The sequence below is a fragment of the Paludisphaera sp. genome (genome assembly GCF_037189885.1).
Taxonomy (GTDB): domain Bacteria; phylum Planctomycetota; class Planctomycetia; order Isosphaerales; family Isosphaeraceae; genus Paludisphaera.
Genome location: NZ_JBBCIR010000001.1, coordinates 39,302 through 52,587 on the forward strand (window position 1 = coordinate 39,302; position 13,286 = coordinate 52,587).

A 13,286-nucleotide genomic window follows, 5' to 3' on the forward strand; every position below is an offset into this window, starting at 1 on the left:
CTTGCTCAGCGGCCTTCGCCCCGACGCGCGGCCTCGATGGCGGCGATGTCGATCCTCTGCATCGTCATCATGGCCTCCATGGACCGCTTCGCGGCGGCCCGGTCGGGGTCGGCCACGGCCTCCAGCAGCACGCGCGGCGTGATCTGCCAGGAGAAGCCCCAGCGGTCCTTGCACCAGCCGCAGGCGCTCTCCTCGCCGCCGTTGCCGACGATCGCGTCCCAGTAGCGGTCGGTCTCCTCCTGGTCCTCGGTCACGACCATGAAGCTGACCGCCTCGTTCGGCTTGAAATTCGGGCCGCCGTTCAGGCCGACGTAGGCCTGGCCCAGGACGGTGAACTCGACGATGAGTTCCTCGCCCTCCCGCGTGGACGGATTGTCCGCGGCGGAGGCGTGGGCCTCGCCGACGCGGCTGTCGGGGAACACGCTCGCGTAGAACTCGGCCGCCTCGCGGGCCTGGCCGTGGTCGAACCAGAGGCACGTGATCATCTTGGTCATCTTCGCTCTCCTGTAACTCGCCGCCGGCGGGCTCGACCCGAGAAGGCCCCAGCCCCGGGGATTGGAGCAAGTTATCGGCGCGAAGTCAACATGCGTACAGTAAATCTATGAAAAACCTGGCGAGGGAGTCGCGAGGAATATCCCTTCTCCCCTCGTGGGAGAAGGTGCCCCGGAGGGGCGGATGAGGGGGGCGCGACCGACGGGCGACGGCCCCAGGTCCCTCGTGGGAGGTGGGATGCGGCGGCGGTCGCCCCCTCATCCGGCCTGCGGCCACCTTCTCCCACGAGGGGAGAAGGGGGAACGCGCATCACCTTGACGATGTTTTCCACGGGGCCACGCACACTCAATTTCCGCCGACCGCGCGATCCCGGATCGCGGGCGACTTTCCTCCGCGGGGGGGGTCGGTCAGTCCAGGACGACGCGGGGGGCGCCCTCGAGGTCCAGCTCGACGACGTCGCCCCGGGCCATCTGCCGGCGCTTGCGGGATTCGGGCTCGCCGTTGACGCGGACGAGGCCCTCGGCGACGAGGTTCTTGGCCTCGCCGCCGGTGGCCGCGCAGTTGGCCAGCTTCAGCACCTGGATCAGGTTGATGGGGCGGTCGCCCACCTCCAGGCGGAGTTCGTGGGGTTCGGCCATCAGGGGGCCGCCTTGGGGGCGGGGGCGTCGGGGAGGCCGAGCCGGTCCAGGCCCTTGCCGATGGCGTCGGTGAGCGAGCGTTCCAGCCGCCGCTGGGCCTGGTCGACGGCGCCGTCGGCCCCCTGCTCCAGCCGCTGCCGGGCGCGCCGGACTTCCTCCTGGGTCCGGGCGATCCGGGAGCGGACCTGCTCGGCCTGCCTCTGGACGTCGCCCAGCCGGCCCTGGGCCTGGCCGGCGCGGCCCTGGACCTCCTCGACCACCTTGCCCTTCGTCTGGACCACGGCCTCCTCGACCCGGCCGGTCAGGGAGCGGCGGGTCTCGTCGACGGTCCCGGCCACGGCGTCCTGGAGGCGGGCCTTGTCCCGCTCGAACAGGTCGCGGAGCGAGCCCGCCTTGCCGTCGGGATCCTCGTCGGTGTCGAGCGCCTCGACGATGGCCTGCTCGGCCTTGCGCTTGCCGTGGTCGACCAGGCCGTCGAGCACCTGGCGGGCCGAGGGGAGCGCGGGGGCCTCGTCGGCGAGGTCGACGTCGATGTCGGCCGTCGGATCGCCGTCGACCGGGCCGACCTGGGCGTCGAGCCGGGCCGACGCGCGGGAGGCGACCGCCGACGGGGCTCGGGGGGCCGGGGCCTCGGCCGGGGCTTCCTCGGCCTCGGGCGCGGGCTCGCCCGCGGCGATCGCGGCGGCGTCCTTGGGCCAGTACGGCGCGAGCGCCGCGCGGACCTCGGACGGGAGGATCGGGCCGACGTGGCCGACGATCCCGTTGACGACCTTCCCGGAGGCGCTGGTGAAGATGGGCGTCCGGGTGCCGGGGGCGACGCTGACGACCAGCATGGTCCCCAGGATGCCGACCGCGACCCCCTCGACCCCGCCCAGCATCATCCCCAGGTGGCGGTCGTAGGCGTCGAACTTCATCTTGCGGATGGTGCCCCGCACCATCCACGCGAGCCCGAACACGGCGCACGACACGGCGACGTAGGCCACGCCCATCGACATGGCGCGGGCGGCCTCGGGAGCGCCGGAGAGCCTGGGGGCGATGAGGGCCGAGATGGGGTACGCGAACAGGTAGCCCAGCACGAGCGAGCCGATGCTCGCCAGCTGCCAGGTGATCCCCCGCCACGCCCCCCGCGCCATCGCGGCGATGAGCACCGCCGCCATGACCCCGTCGTAGATCGTCATGATTCCGCCTCCCTGTCTCGACGCCTGGCCCCCCTCGCCTCGTGCGCGGGGCATCGCCAGCCGGGCCGCGGCATGGTAGCCGAGGGCCTCGCGACCGAGAAGCCGGAATTCCTCAAGTCCCGCCCCGATCCGGCCGGCTCGTCCTGGCTCCGCTTGGCTTCGTTCGCGCGCCACGCGCGCCGCCCCAACATCACTTAACTCCTTAATCAAAAACACGTTAACCGCGAATATCCGTTGGCTTCGTTCGTCGATGTCGATTAGGTTTTCCGTCCATCGGCGGGTGCCCAAGCCACGAGAGAGAGGGCCTCGGCCCGACATTCGTCCCCTCTCCCCTCTGGGAGAGGGCAGCCGCGCCAGCGGCGGGTGAGGGCCGTCGCGCTTCGGAGAAAGCGCCGGCCGCGCGAACTTTGAACCGCCGCTATCTCCACCGCTCCGTCGACCCTCACCCGGCCCTCCGGGCCACCCTCCCGACGGGAGAGGGGACGCGCGTTTTCCGCTCGCCGAGCGAGTCGCGCGCGCAGGTCCCCGGATGGGTCTCCTCTCAAGCATCGAATTGCCAAGGATCGACGAGGCCGAGGCCCCGCCGATGGAGTAGTGCTATACAAACCGCCGTCGATGAACAATTCAACAGGCGACGACCCCGGCACATTCGTCGCAAACACCAGCACGAGCCAAGGTTAAAAAATCCCCACGCCGCCCGAAATCCACCCGTTATCGGACATTGGATTGCGGTGGCCGGGCCGCGTCCCCGCGGGTAGGCTGGGGCGCGGAACAATTGTTTGAAGCGAGGGGGAGTCCGCCATGACGCCGAGTCATCGTCACGCGACCGGGATCCTGCGGCGCGAGGTCTTGCAGGTGGGGTTCTCGGGCTTCCTGGGGATGAGCCTGCCGCGGGTGCTGTCGGCGGCGCCGTCGCGGGACGCCGGCGCGCGAGGGTCGCGGGCGAAGTCGGTGATCCTGGCGTTCATGTCGGGGGGGCTCAGCCACATCGACTCCGTCGACATGAAGCCCGACGCCCCGGAGGGGATCCGCGGCGAGTTCAGGCCGATCGAGACGGCCGCCCCCGGCATCTGGTTCTGCGAGCACCTGCCGATGCTGGCCCAGCGCGCCGGGGATCTGGCCGTGGTGCGCTCGCTGGCCCACAAGTACACGAACCACCTGAACGCGACCCACGAGATCCTCACCGGCAGCTCGCAGCCGGGGGCGTTCTTCGACAAGATCGCCTCGCGCGACGACTTCCCGTGCTACGCCTCGGCCCTGGACTACCTGCGGCCCCGGACCGATGGCGTGCCGACCGGGGTCACGCTGCCGACGTTCCTGATGGAAGGCCCGCTCACCTGGCCGGGCCAGCACGCGGGGTTCCTCGGCCCCCGCCACGACCCCTGGCATATCCGCCAGGACCCCAGCAAGCCCGGATTCCGCGTCGAGAGCCTGGCGCTGCCGGTCGGCTTCAGCGTCGAGCGGCTGACGGGCCGCCAGGCGCTGCTGGACCGCGTCAACGACGCCATGCTCGCCGGGACCGACGCGGCCCGCGACCGCGACCCCATGAGCGAGCAGCGGGCGCGGGCGATGGCGCTGCTGACCTCCGGCCGGGTCGGCGCCGCGTTCAACCTGGACGACGAGGCGCCGGAGGTCCGCGACCGCTACGGCCGGCACCCGTTCGGGCAGTCGCTGTTGCTGTCGCGGCGGCTGGTGGAGGCGGGCGTGCCGATCGTCCAGGTGAACCTCGGCGGCGCGCAGCGGTGGGACACCCACTCGGCCAACTTCAAGAGCCTGAAGGACCACCTGCTCCCCCCGACCGACCGGGGCCTGTCCGCCCTGCTGGACGACCTGAAGGCGCGCGGGCTGCTCGACGACACCCTGGTGGTCCTCGCCGGCGAGTTCGGCCGGACGCCCCGCATCGGGGCGAGCACCGGGAACAACAACACGCCCGACGGCCGCGACCACTGGGCCGCCGTCTTCTCCGCCCTCTTCGCCGGCGGCGGCGTCCGCGGGGGCCAGGCCATCGGCGCGTCCGACCGCATCGGCGCCTACCCCGCCGGGACGGCGTACTCGCCCGGCGACTTCGCCGCCACCATCTACCACGCCCTGGGCGTCGACCACGAATCCGAACTCCGCGACCGCCTCGGCCGCCCCCTCCGCCTCTGCGAGGGCGCCCCCATCGCACCCCTGTTCGGCGCCTGAAGCCCCCACGGAGAAATCCCCCTCCCCGCTTGACGCGATGATTCGAATTCTATAGAAATCGAATCGTCGCCAAGCGGCGAGGAGGAGGTGGAGATGGCGCGGAGGCCGAGTGGCCAGCCGACGGACGCGGAGCTGGCGATCTTGCGGGTGCTGTGGGACGCGGGCCCTTCCGCGTTGGGGGCGGTGCGCGAGGCCGTCCAGGCGAGCCGCCCCGTCGCGCTGACGACGGTGGCGACGACGCTGAAGGTGATGCTGGACAAGGGCCTGGTCCGGCGCGAGGACGGGCCGAGGGGCTATATCTGGTCGGCCGTCGCCACGCGCGAGGCCGCGGCGTCGGGGATGCTGGGGAAGCTCCTCGACCACCTCTTCGACGGCTCCGCCCGGGGCCTCGTCGCCCACCTTATTGAAGAAGGCGCGCTCGACGACCGCGACCGCCGCGCGATCCGCGCCATGCTCGACGCGGCGGACGCGCCGAAGCCCGACCGCCAGAAGGAAGGGGGCGGGTCATGAGCATCGACGCCCATTCTCCCGCGTGGACGGCGCTGGGGTGGACCTTCCTGCACGTGCTCTGGATCGGCGCGGCGATCGGCCTGGCGGCCTCGCTGGCGCGGCGGGGGATGCGGGGGGCATCGGCCGAGGCGCGGCACGCGACGGCGCTGGCGGGGCTGCTGGCGCTGGCCGCCTCGCCATTCGTCGCGTTCGTCGCCGTGCATGAGCCGGCCGCGACCGCGCCCGTCGCCGAGCCGGCCGCCGTCGCGTCCACGCCGACGCCGGCGCCGGCGGTCGTCCCGGCGGCCGAGGCCCCCCGCCCCGCGCCCCTCGGCGTGACCCCACGCGAGGCGGCGGGACACCGAGCCGAGCCGTCATGGTTCGACCCCTGGGTCGCGGTCCTTCCCTGGATCTGGATCGCGGGGACGTCGCTGTTGCTGGCGAGGACGGCGGCGGGGGTCGTCGGCGTCGAGCGGCTGCGGCGGTCGTGCCGGCCTTTGCCGCCGGGTTCGGTCGCCGAGCGATGCCGGGCGCTGGCGCGGTCGCTGGGGATGGCGCGCGAGGTCGCGGTCGGGGTGTGCGACCGGGTCGCCGCGCCGATGCTGATCGGGATCGTCCGGCCGATGGTCGTCCTGCCGGCCGCGGCGCTCTCGGGCTGGTCGCCCGAGCTGATCGAGATGGCCCTGCTGCACGAGCTGGCCCACCTGCGACACCGCGACAACCTCATACGCCTGTTCCAGCAACTGGTCGAGGCGCTCCTGTTCTTCCACCCGTCGACGTGGTGGCTCTCGTCCTGGCTGAGCCTGGAGCGCGAGTGCTGCCGCGACGCCCTGGTCGTCGCCCGTTCCGGCGACCGCGTCGGCTACGCCCGGCTCCTCGCCGCGCTGGCCGAGGCCCGCCCGCCGGCCCTCGCCTCGCCCCTGAACGAACGCCCCATCGTCGCGAGGATCCGTCGCATCCTGTTCATGGAGGACCGCCCGATGACGCCGAAACCGACCGCCCCCGAGGCCCTGGCGCTGGCCGCCGCCGCGCTGCTCGCCGCCGCCACGTTGATCCCCGCCCGCGCCGAGCCCCCCGCCCCGCGCAAGCCCGACGCCGCCGACCTGCGCCGCCTTGCCGACGTCATCGCCGCCCAGCCGCCGACGGAGATGGCGCCGGGCGTCCCCGCCCCGATCGACATGCGGCTCCCGACCCTCTTGATGATCTCCCAGGGCCAGATCCGCGCGGGCGACCGCGACGGGGCGATCCAGACGCTCGACCGGGCGACGGCCCGGCCCGCCGACCCGGGGCTCCCGCGCGAGATGTGGGCGATGGTCACCGTCAACTTCCAGACGAACCTGGCCAGCGCGCGGCATAAGGCCGGCGACGTCGAGGGTGCCCGCGCGGAGTTCGCCCGGCTCGTCGACATGTTCGCCCGGCCCGAGCCGGATCGGCCCGGCGCGATGGCGAAGGCGATGGAGGCCGTGCTCGTCGACAAGGCGAGGGGATACGGCCTCGGCGGGGGGCCCTCGTCGATGCTCCAGGTCACGACGCCCTCGACGGACGGGAGGGAGGATCCACGGCAGGTTTCGGCGCCGCTCGAGCTCATCGACCAGGTCGCCCTTGGTCTGGCGTCACATCGGGAACTCGAGCTGCTGCGTCGGCTGATCGGCCACGCCTCCGCGCTGGTCAATGCGGCCGACGCGCCCCTCGCCCGGGCCCTGCAACGGGCCAAGCTCGGCAAGATGCTGATCGAGGCGGGGGACGAGCCGGCGGGCCGGGCGATGATCGCCGAGTCGAAGGCCGCGATCGACGCCCTGCCCGACGATGTGCGGGACGGCGGCCGGCTCATGCTGGCCGGGATCCTGACCGCCACCGACTTCGACGCGGCGCTGGAGCTGATCCGATCGGCCCCGTCCGACCGCCGGGCCGGCGCGTTGTGGAGCTGCCTGCCCACCGTGCCCGACCTCGCGTCGCTCCACGACGCGCCCGGGATCCGCATCGACATCGCCATGACCAGGCTGCGCGCGCCCGACCGCGCCGACGTCCGCGAGAAGTTGTCGAGGATCGTCGACGTCGCGGAGACGATCGAGGTCGCGAAGGATCGCGCCCGGGCGCTCGCCGCCCTGGCGCGGCTCCGGGCCCAGGCCGGCGACCTCGCCGGGGCGCTGGCGACGGCCGAGTCGATCCCCGACCTCCGTCGCGCCGACCATCCCGGCCCCGCCGACGGATATTACGACGCCGTGAAGCCGGCGACGTTCGCCCTGATCGCCCGCCACCGAGCCCGGGCCGGCGACCCCGCCGGGGCCGACGCCGCGCTGGCGCGCTCGACCGAGCTGACGGCGGCGGTGGCCGACGACCTCGAGCGCGTCGTCGCCGAGATCGTCCTGGCCGAAGCCTTCGCGACGGCCGACCGCCGCGACGACGCGAGGGCCACGCTGGCCGACGCCTTCCCCCGCGCCGTCGCCCAGCCCGAGCCGCGGCGCTCGCGTCTGCTCGCCCTGATCGCCCAGGCCCAGGTCAAGGCGGCGAACATCGCCGGGGCGTTGAGGACCATCGACGCGATCCGCGACGAGCCGGGCCTCGAGAAGGCCCACGCGCTGCAAGCGCTGGCCGGCCATCTCCGCGACTCCGGCGACCCCGACGCCGCCCGCGATATCGCCCGTCTCGGCCTGGCCAGCCTGGAGCCAAAGGCGTCCGACCCCAAGCCCGGCCCGGAGGGCCGCCTCCAGGCCGGCGCGGACGGCTTCGCCGATTACGACGTCGAGCTTCCGCTTCGCATGCTCACGAGCCTGCGGGTTTGGTCGCGGTATGCCCTGCGCGAGATCGTCGGCGAGCCCGACGCCGAAGTGGCCGCGGACGCCGAAGTCGCCGCGATGGAGCCCGCCCGGCTCCAGCAGCGGCTCATCGCCCAATCGTTGCAAGCCTTTCGTCGCGGGGGCCTCGACGAGGCGCTCGCGGTCGCCGAGGGGGACGACGACCCGATCTCGCGGGCCTTCGTCGTCCGGTCCGTGGCGGAATCGCTCTCGGGCTGGGCTGGCCAGGAATAACCCCGCGACCGCCCCGGCGCGGGCCGCGTTGACCGGGCGGGGGGGCGGCGGCTAGGATCGACGAGGAGGGGGGCCCACGCCGGGCTTCCCCTTTCCTAGTCGCGAGCCCCCCGCATCATGCCCCTTCTTCCCCCCTGTCCTGTCCGCCGCGCCGGGCGGAAGTTGTTGCTGGCGGCGACCCTGGCCCTCGTCGCGGGGGTTGGGTGCGACGCGCTGGAGGAGCCGCCGGACGATTCGCTCCGCGGCGAGGGCTCGATCCACGTCCCGTCGGACGAGTTGCGGCTGCCGCTCGCCCCCGCGGAGCCGGCGGAAACGCCGACGGACGATGCCGTTTCGCAACCGTCCGGGGGAGAGCCGGCCGCGCGACCCGTCAATAGCCCTGGATTCGATTGACCGGGCCGCCCTTGCGCGCCTATGATGGATTCAACGTGAATCCTCCATGATTGGAGCGGTCGCGAGGGCAGACCTCGCCCCCCTTCCCCGAGGCCCGAGCCCCCCCCGCCCCATCGCCCCCCTCTCTCCCGGGGCGACGACACGACGACTCGAAGCCGAGCCGACGCCGGCGCATCATCGGGATTCTGGACGATTTCGCCCCCCCACGGCCCGCGCGCGGACCGGCGGACGGTTCGCGTCGCGACCACGAACGAAGACACCCATGAACCCAGAAGCCCCCCTCTCGCGTCGTCGCGCGGCGCTCGCCCTGCTCGCGTCCGCCTGCCTGGTCCCGCTGGTCGGCTGCGGGGGGGACGGCACCGTGCGCGGGGCCGGCTCCATCGACATCCCGGAGGAGAACCTGAAGATCCAGGTCACTCCCAAGGGCAAGAAGAAGGCCAGGAGCTGAACCGAGGGGCCCCGCCCCGCGTCCGAACGATCGAAAGCCCCGGCCGCGCGGCCGGGGACCGGCGCGTCGTCCGAAGACGGCGTTCCCGCGCCGACGCCCCAACTCGACCCGTCACCCGTCAGGAGTCGGAAATGGAAACGAGCCGCCTTCGCCGAGGCTTCACGCTCATTGAGCTTCTGGTCGTCATCGCCATCATCGCGGTGTTGATCGCCCTCTTGCTGCCCGCGGTGCAGAGCGCCCGCGAGGCCGCCCGCCGGGCCCAGTGCACGAATAACCTGAAGCAGATCGCCCTGGGCGCCGTGAATTACGAGAGCGCCAACGGGGCCTTCCCGCCCGCGCTGATGGCGCAGGGGGCGGGCTTCATGACGAACATCGGCTTCTCGTCGCTGGTGCGCATCTGCCCGTTCATCGAGCAGAACGCGGCGTACAACGCGGCGAACTTCATGCACCCGTTCTTCATGCCCGAGAACTGGACCGTGCCGGGGATCGCCATCGCGAGCTACAACTGCCCGAGCGACCCGTCGGCCGGCGAGTCCGAGCCGCTGCAGTTCGGCGACCCGACGCGGTGCCGCCAGGTCCACAGCCACTACTCGGGCGTCGTCGGGCCGTGGAACGCCTTCGGCCTGACCGGCGGCCCGACCGGCGTGACCATCACGCCCGGCCTGGCGCAATACGCCAAGGGGGTCATCGTCGCGGACGTCGTGACCATCGCCTCGGTGACCGACGGCACCAGCAACACGATGATGTACACGGAGAACGGCCACGGCGTCTTCGGCAAGGACACGCGGGCGCGGATGCACATCTGGAGCGGCCACGACGCCGACGGCTCCATGGTCGAGACCCGCTTCGCCCCCAACTGGGCCCGCAAGTACTCCGACCCCGCCGGCGACCCGAACAACGACGCCCTGAGCCGTTGGGCGATCCGCAACGCCATGAGCTTCCACCCCGGCGGCGTCAACGTCGCCATGGCCGACGGCTCGGTCCGGTTCCTCAAGGACTCGGTCGACTCGTGGGCGATCACCACGCCGCAGGTCAACGGCCTCCCCGTCGGCGCGACCGAGGCCAGCCCCTTCGGGCTGAACATCAACGGCGGCAAAGTGGGTGCCTACCAGGCCCTCTCCACCCGCAACGGCGGCGAGATCGTCGGCTCCGACCAGTATTGACGTAAATCCGCGTCGAGCATCGATCCCATCGGCCGGCCGGCCCTCGCCATCGCGCGGAGGCCGGCCGGTTCGCGTCGCGGGGCGGCCTCACCCGCCCCCGCGACGCGACCCGGCCGCGCGGGCGACGTCCCGGGCCATGCGTTCGAAGACGAGCCAGTGCGCCGGGTAGGACGGGAGGTAATAGAACCGGCCCCAGAACGGGGATGGTCGGAAGTAGGACGTGAGCACCAACTCCGACCCGCCGGGCGCCGTCGGGACGACGAACTCCAGCCAGGCGACCCCGGGATTCTTCATCTCCGCGCGCAGGAGCAGGCGGAGGCCGGGCCCCACGGCCTCGACGCGCCAGAAGTCGACCGGGTCGCCGGGACGCAGCGTTGCCGGGTCGCGGCGCCCCTTCCGCATCCCCACGCCGCCGAACAGCCGGTCGACCGCCCCCCGCAGCCGCCACAGGGGGTCAGTGCCGTGCCACCCCTCCTCGCCCCCCAGCCTCGTGACGAGGTCGAAGAGCGCCTCGGGGGGCGCGGGGCAGCGAGCGCGATGGACGTCCTTCAGCGGGATCGTCGCCGGGTCGAAGGGGTCGGTCGTCTCGATCCGGGAGGCCATGGCGGCGTCCTCCCCATTTCATCGCGGGCGACCCGGCCGGCTCACCAGGGGAGCGGCTCGCCCAGGTGGAAGAAGCCGCCGGTGGGGCCGTCCTCGGGGAGGGTGGCGAGCTGGACGCTGGTCTTGCCCCCCTCGTCCAATGGCATGGGAGCGGCCTTGCCCCCCAGCTCCGTCTGGACCCATCCGGGGTGGGCGGAGTTCACCTTGATCGGCGTGTCGCGCAGCTCGTGGGCCAGGTGGACCGTGAAGGCGTTCAGCGCCGTCTTGGAGGCGTCGTAGGCGAACGCCTTCATGTGATAGATCGGCGACTTCGGGTTGGCGTGGAGGGTCAGCGAGGCCAGGACGCTCGACAGGTTGACGATCCGGCCGGCCGGCGACTTCCGCAGCAGCGGCAGCAGCGACCGAGTCAGGGCCACCACGGCGAAGAAGTTGACGTCGAAGGTCCGTCGCAGCGTCTCCATCGAGACCGTCAGGGTCGTGTCGAGGCCGCCGGCCGAGAAGTCGCCGGGGTCCACCATGATGCCGGCGTTGTTGACCAGGGCGTCCAGCCGGCCGTAACGTTCCTCCAGGCGGCGGACGACGGCGTCATGGCCGGCGATGTCCGCGACGTCGCACCGGACGACCTCGACGTCGGCCGCGCCTCCGGCCTTCAGCTCCTCGGCCGCCGCGCGCCCTTTCTCCTCGTCGCGGCATCCCAGCGCGACCGCGTATCCCAGCGCGGCCAGCCCCCGCGCCGTCTCCAGCCCGATCCCCCGGTTCGCCCCGGTGATGAACGCGACCTTCCGCTGGGATGCCATGCGAGTCCCCCCTGTTGCGACCGCCCGCCGAGGCGGGCCCCGGTTCGATATGCCAACGATACGGCGGCGGTCAAACAGGCGGCCACTCCTCGCCCCGGCGACGGGGCGACGCGGGACGCGCCGCCGTGGCCTCTTGTCCACGTCGCCCCCTGCGCGAACAATGCGACGATGACGACGACGGAGCGGAAGATCCGGGAGCTGGCGACCTCGAAGGGCCCCGCGTGCGTGGGGATCGACCTGGCGGGGGTGGAGCATCGCGAGACGGGCGTGGCGGTGATGCGCGACGGCCGGCTGGAGCTGCTGGTCTCGGCCGGGACCGACGACGTGATCCTGCGGCTGGCCGCGCTGGCGGGGCGTCGGGGGACGATCGCGATCAACGCGCCGCTGACCCGGCCCGCCGGCCGATGCTGCCTGGACGACGACTGCCCGTGTCGCCACGACCCCGGCACGCGCAGCCGCGCCCTGGAGCGCGAGCTGGCCCGCCTGGGCGTGCCGACGCTCGCCACGGCGCTCATCAAGGTGCTGGGCCGCCGGGGCGAGCGGATCGCGCGAGCGTTGCGCGAGTCGGGGCGCGAGCCGCTGGAGGTCTACCCCTTCGCGACGCTCAAGCTGCTGGGCCTCCCCTGGCGCGGCAAGCGCACGGCCGAGGGGCGTCGGGAGATCCATCGCGGCCTGCGACCGCTGGTCCCCGGCCTGCGGCGGCCCGGGGCTTCGGAGCACCAGCTCGACGCCGTGGTCTGCGCCCTCACCGCCCACCTCCACCGCCTCAGGCTCACCCGCGCCGTCGGCCTCCCCGACGAGGGCCTCATGATCGTCCCCGACCTGGACATCCTCTCCCTCGACTACGAGCCCCACCCCTCTGGCCGCGGCCTCCGCGCCGTCTGGCGACGCCGGCGGCGGGGGTCGAAGCCGCGATGAGCGCCGAGCCCCCTCCGACCCCCGGCGGCCGGCTCCCCCAGGTCGTCCTGATCGCCTCGATCCTCGGCCTGTCATGGCTGGGGATGCAGGTCGTCCACGAACTGGGCCACGTCCTGGCCGCGTGGGCGTCGAGCGAGACGGTCCATCGCGTGGTCCTCCACCCGCTGGACATTTCACGGACCGACGCCACGCGCGACCGCCACCCCCTGCTCGTCGCCTGGGCCGGGGCGATCATCGGCGTGCTATTGCCGCTGGGGCTGTTCGGCCTGGCGCGGGCGCCGCGGTGGGAGTTCGCCTACCTCCTCCGCTTCTTCGCCGGGTTCTGCCTGGTCGCGAACGGGGCGTACCTGGGCGTCGGCGCGTTCGTCGGCGTCGGCGACGCGGGGGACCTGCTCCGCCTGGGCGCGCCTCGGTGGTCGCTCGTCGCCTTCGGCCTGGCCGCCGTGCCCGCGGGGCTCGCGCTCTGGCACGGCCTCGGCCCGCGCTTCGGCCTGGGACCATCAAAAGGCCGCGTCGACCCGAGGGCCGCCCGATGGACGCTGGCCCTGCTCATCTTCCTCGTCGCGATCGAGCTGATCGCCGGGGGCCGATGATGAGCGGGCCTCGCGATGCTCCGTGGAAATCCTGACGAGGAGGTCACGACGAACATTCCTTCTCCCCTCGTGGGAGAAGGTGGCCGACGGCCGGATGCGGGGGAGCCCGCCGGCCTTCGGTGGCGTGCCCCCTCATCCGCCCCTCCGGGGCACCTTCTCCCACGAGGGTGCTCTGTCGAAAAGAGGCCGTAGAGGCTCAGGCGGCCGGGGCCGGGCCGGGGCCCGGAGAGGCGCGGGCGGCGTCCCGTTCGCGCCTCTCCGCATCGCCGACGAGCAGCAGGACGTCGTGGACGACGCACCGCAGCAGCAGCTCCCCGACCTGGTTCGTCCACTTCGTCGCGCGCAGGGCCGAGCCCATCAG

General features: G+C 72.9%; 13 protein-coding genes. 8 read left to right on the top strand and 5 right to left on the bottom strand.

The genetic code is table 11. The annotated features are described in order from the left end of the window. Positions 1-5: 5 nt before the first annotated feature. The 3 genes from WG209_RS00150 to WG209_RS00160 all read right to left on the bottom strand — a co-directional run bounded on the left by WG209_RS00150 (position 6) and on the right by WG209_RS00160 (position 2,308). The gene (locus WG209_RS00150; RefSeq protein WP_337172952.1) at positions 6-494 is read right to left on the bottom strand and encodes a VOC family protein; all 489 of its coding nucleotides are present in this window, start codon (positions 492-494) and stop codon (positions 6-8) included. Positions 495-899: 405 nt separating this feature from the next. Next, a complete protein-coding gene (locus tag WG209_RS00155; RefSeq protein ID WP_337172953.1) occupies positions 900-1,130 on the bottom strand; it encodes an RNA-binding S4 domain-containing protein in 231 nt (76 codons plus the stop codon). After that, positions 1,130-2,308 carry a CvpA family protein gene (locus tag WG209_RS00160; protein WP_337172954.1) on the bottom strand — a complete coding sequence of 393 codons (1,179 nt, stop codon included), beginning with the start codon at positions 2,306-2,308 and terminating at the stop codon, positions 1,130-1,132. The genes WG209_RS00155 and WG209_RS00160 overlap by 1 nt, the downstream gene beginning before the upstream one ends. 801 nt (positions 2,309-3,109) lie before the next feature. On the opposite strand from WG209_RS00160, the gene WG209_RS00165 reads away from it, so the two are divergent. From WG209_RS00165 to WG209_RS00190, 6 genes are all read left to right on the top strand, one after another. Further along, positions 3,110-4,492 carry a DUF1501 domain-containing protein gene (locus WG209_RS00165; RefSeq protein WP_337172955.1) on the top strand — a complete coding sequence of 461 codons (1,383 nt, stop codon included), beginning with the start codon at positions 3,110-3,112 and terminating at the stop codon, positions 4,490-4,492. Positions 4,493-4,585: 93 nt separating this feature from the next. After that, a complete protein-coding gene (locus WG209_RS00170; RefSeq protein ID WP_337172956.1) occupies positions 4,586-5,002 on the top strand; it encodes a BlaI/MecI/CopY family transcriptional regulator in 417 nt (138 codons plus the stop codon). Then, positions 4,999-8,010, top strand: coding sequence for a M56 family metallopeptidase (locus WG209_RS00175; protein ID WP_337172957.1), 3,012 nt, complete (start codon positions 4,999-5,001; stop codon positions 8,008-8,010). Before WG209_RS00170 ends, WG209_RS00175 begins: the two co-directional genes overlap by 4 nt. 117 nt (positions 8,011-8,127) lie before the next feature. Then, positions 8,128-8,403, top strand: coding sequence for a hypothetical protein (locus tag WG209_RS00180; protein ID WP_337172958.1), 276 nt, complete (start codon positions 8,128-8,130; stop codon positions 8,401-8,403). Between the two features lie 262 nt (positions 8,404-8,665). After that, positions 8,666-8,851 (top strand): hypothetical protein, encoded by a 186-nt coding sequence (locus WG209_RS00185; RefSeq protein ID WP_337172959.1) that lies wholly within the window; start codon positions 8,666-8,668, stop codon positions 8,849-8,851. Positions 8,852-8,982: 131 nt separating this feature from the next. Further along, positions 8,983-10,014, top strand: a complete 1,032-nt coding sequence (locus WG209_RS00190) for a DUF1559 domain-containing protein (protein WP_337172960.1) — start codon at positions 8,983-8,985, stop codon at positions 10,012-10,014. Between the two features lie 87 nt (positions 10,015-10,101). Here the strand turns inward: WG209_RS00190 and WG209_RS00195 are convergent, their stop codons facing one another. Next, positions 10,102-10,617: a DUF2867 domain-containing protein gene (locus WG209_RS00195; protein ID WP_337172961.1), complete on the bottom strand. Its 516-nt coding sequence runs from the start codon at positions 10,615-10,617 to the stop codon at positions 10,102-10,104. Between the two features lie 41 nt (positions 10,618-10,658). Then, positions 10,659-11,414, bottom strand: a complete 756-nt coding sequence (locus WG209_RS00200) for an SDR family oxidoreductase (RefSeq protein WP_337172962.1) — start codon at positions 11,412-11,414, stop codon at positions 10,659-10,661. A 168-nt stretch (positions 11,415-11,582) separates the two neighbouring features. Between WG209_RS00200 and WG209_RS00205 the strand changes: the two genes are divergently transcribed. Continuing rightward, entirely contained in the window at positions 11,583-12,332 is a 750-nt protein-coding gene (locus WG209_RS00205) for a DUF429 domain-containing protein (protein WP_337172963.1), read from the top strand. Further along, a complete protein-coding gene (locus WG209_RS00210; protein WP_337172964.1) occupies positions 12,329-12,925 on the top strand; it encodes a hypothetical protein in 597 nt (198 codons plus the stop codon). The genes WG209_RS00205 and WG209_RS00210 overlap by 4 nt, the downstream gene beginning before the upstream one ends. The last annotated feature ends 361 nt before the right edge of the window (positions 12,926-13,286 follow it).

What these genes read in the sequence shown, in the direction of transcription:
- WG209_RS00200 (WP_337172962.1), bottom strand. Translation starts at nt 11,414, where the DNA reads ATGGCATCCCAGCGGAAGGTCGCGTTCATCACCGGGGCGAACCGGGGG.
- WG209_RS00175 (WP_337172957.1), top strand. Translation starts at nt 4,999, where the DNA reads ATGAGCATCGACGCCCATTCTCCCGCGTGGACGGCGCTGGGGTGGACC.
- WG209_RS00185 (WP_337172959.1), top strand. Translation starts at nt 8,666, where the DNA reads ATGAACCCAGAAGCCCCCCTCTCGCGTCGTCGCGCGGCGCTCGCCCTG.
- WG209_RS00190 (WP_337172960.1), top strand. Translation starts at nt 8,983, where the DNA reads ATGGAAACGAGCCGCCTTCGCCGAGGCTTCACGCTCATTGAGCTTCTG.
- WG209_RS00155 (WP_337172953.1), bottom strand. Translation starts at nt 1,130, where the DNA reads ATGGCCGAACCCCACGAACTCCGCCTGGAGGTGGGCGACCGCCCCATC.
- WG209_RS00165 (WP_337172955.1), top strand. Translation starts at nt 3,110, where the DNA reads ATGACGCCGAGTCATCGTCACGCGACCGGGATCCTGCGGCGCGAGGTC.
- WG209_RS00150 (WP_337172952.1), bottom strand. Translation starts at nt 494, where the DNA reads ATGACCAAGATGATCACGTGCCTCTGGTTCGACCACGGCCAGGCCCGC.
- WG209_RS00210 (WP_337172964.1), top strand. Translation starts at nt 12,329, where the DNA reads ATGAGCGCCGAGCCCCCTCCGACCCCCGGCGGCCGGCTCCCCCAGGTC.
- WG209_RS00180 (WP_337172958.1), top strand. Translation starts at nt 8,128, where the DNA reads ATGCCCCTTCTTCCCCCCTGTCCTGTCCGCCGCGCCGGGCGGAAGTTG.
- WG209_RS00170 (WP_337172956.1), top strand. Translation starts at nt 4,586, where the DNA reads ATGGCGCGGAGGCCGAGTGGCCAGCCGACGGACGCGGAGCTGGCGATC.
- WG209_RS00205 (WP_337172963.1), top strand. Translation starts at nt 11,583, where the DNA reads ATGACGACGACGGAGCGGAAGATCCGGGAGCTGGCGACCTCGAAGGGC.
- WG209_RS00195 (WP_337172961.1), bottom strand. Translation starts at nt 10,617, where the DNA reads ATGGCCTCCCGGATCGAGACGACCGACCCCTTCGACCCGGCGACGATC.
- WG209_RS00160 (WP_337172954.1), bottom strand. Translation starts at nt 2,308, where the DNA reads ATGACGATCTACGACGGGGTCATGGCGGCGGTGCTCATCGCCGCGATG.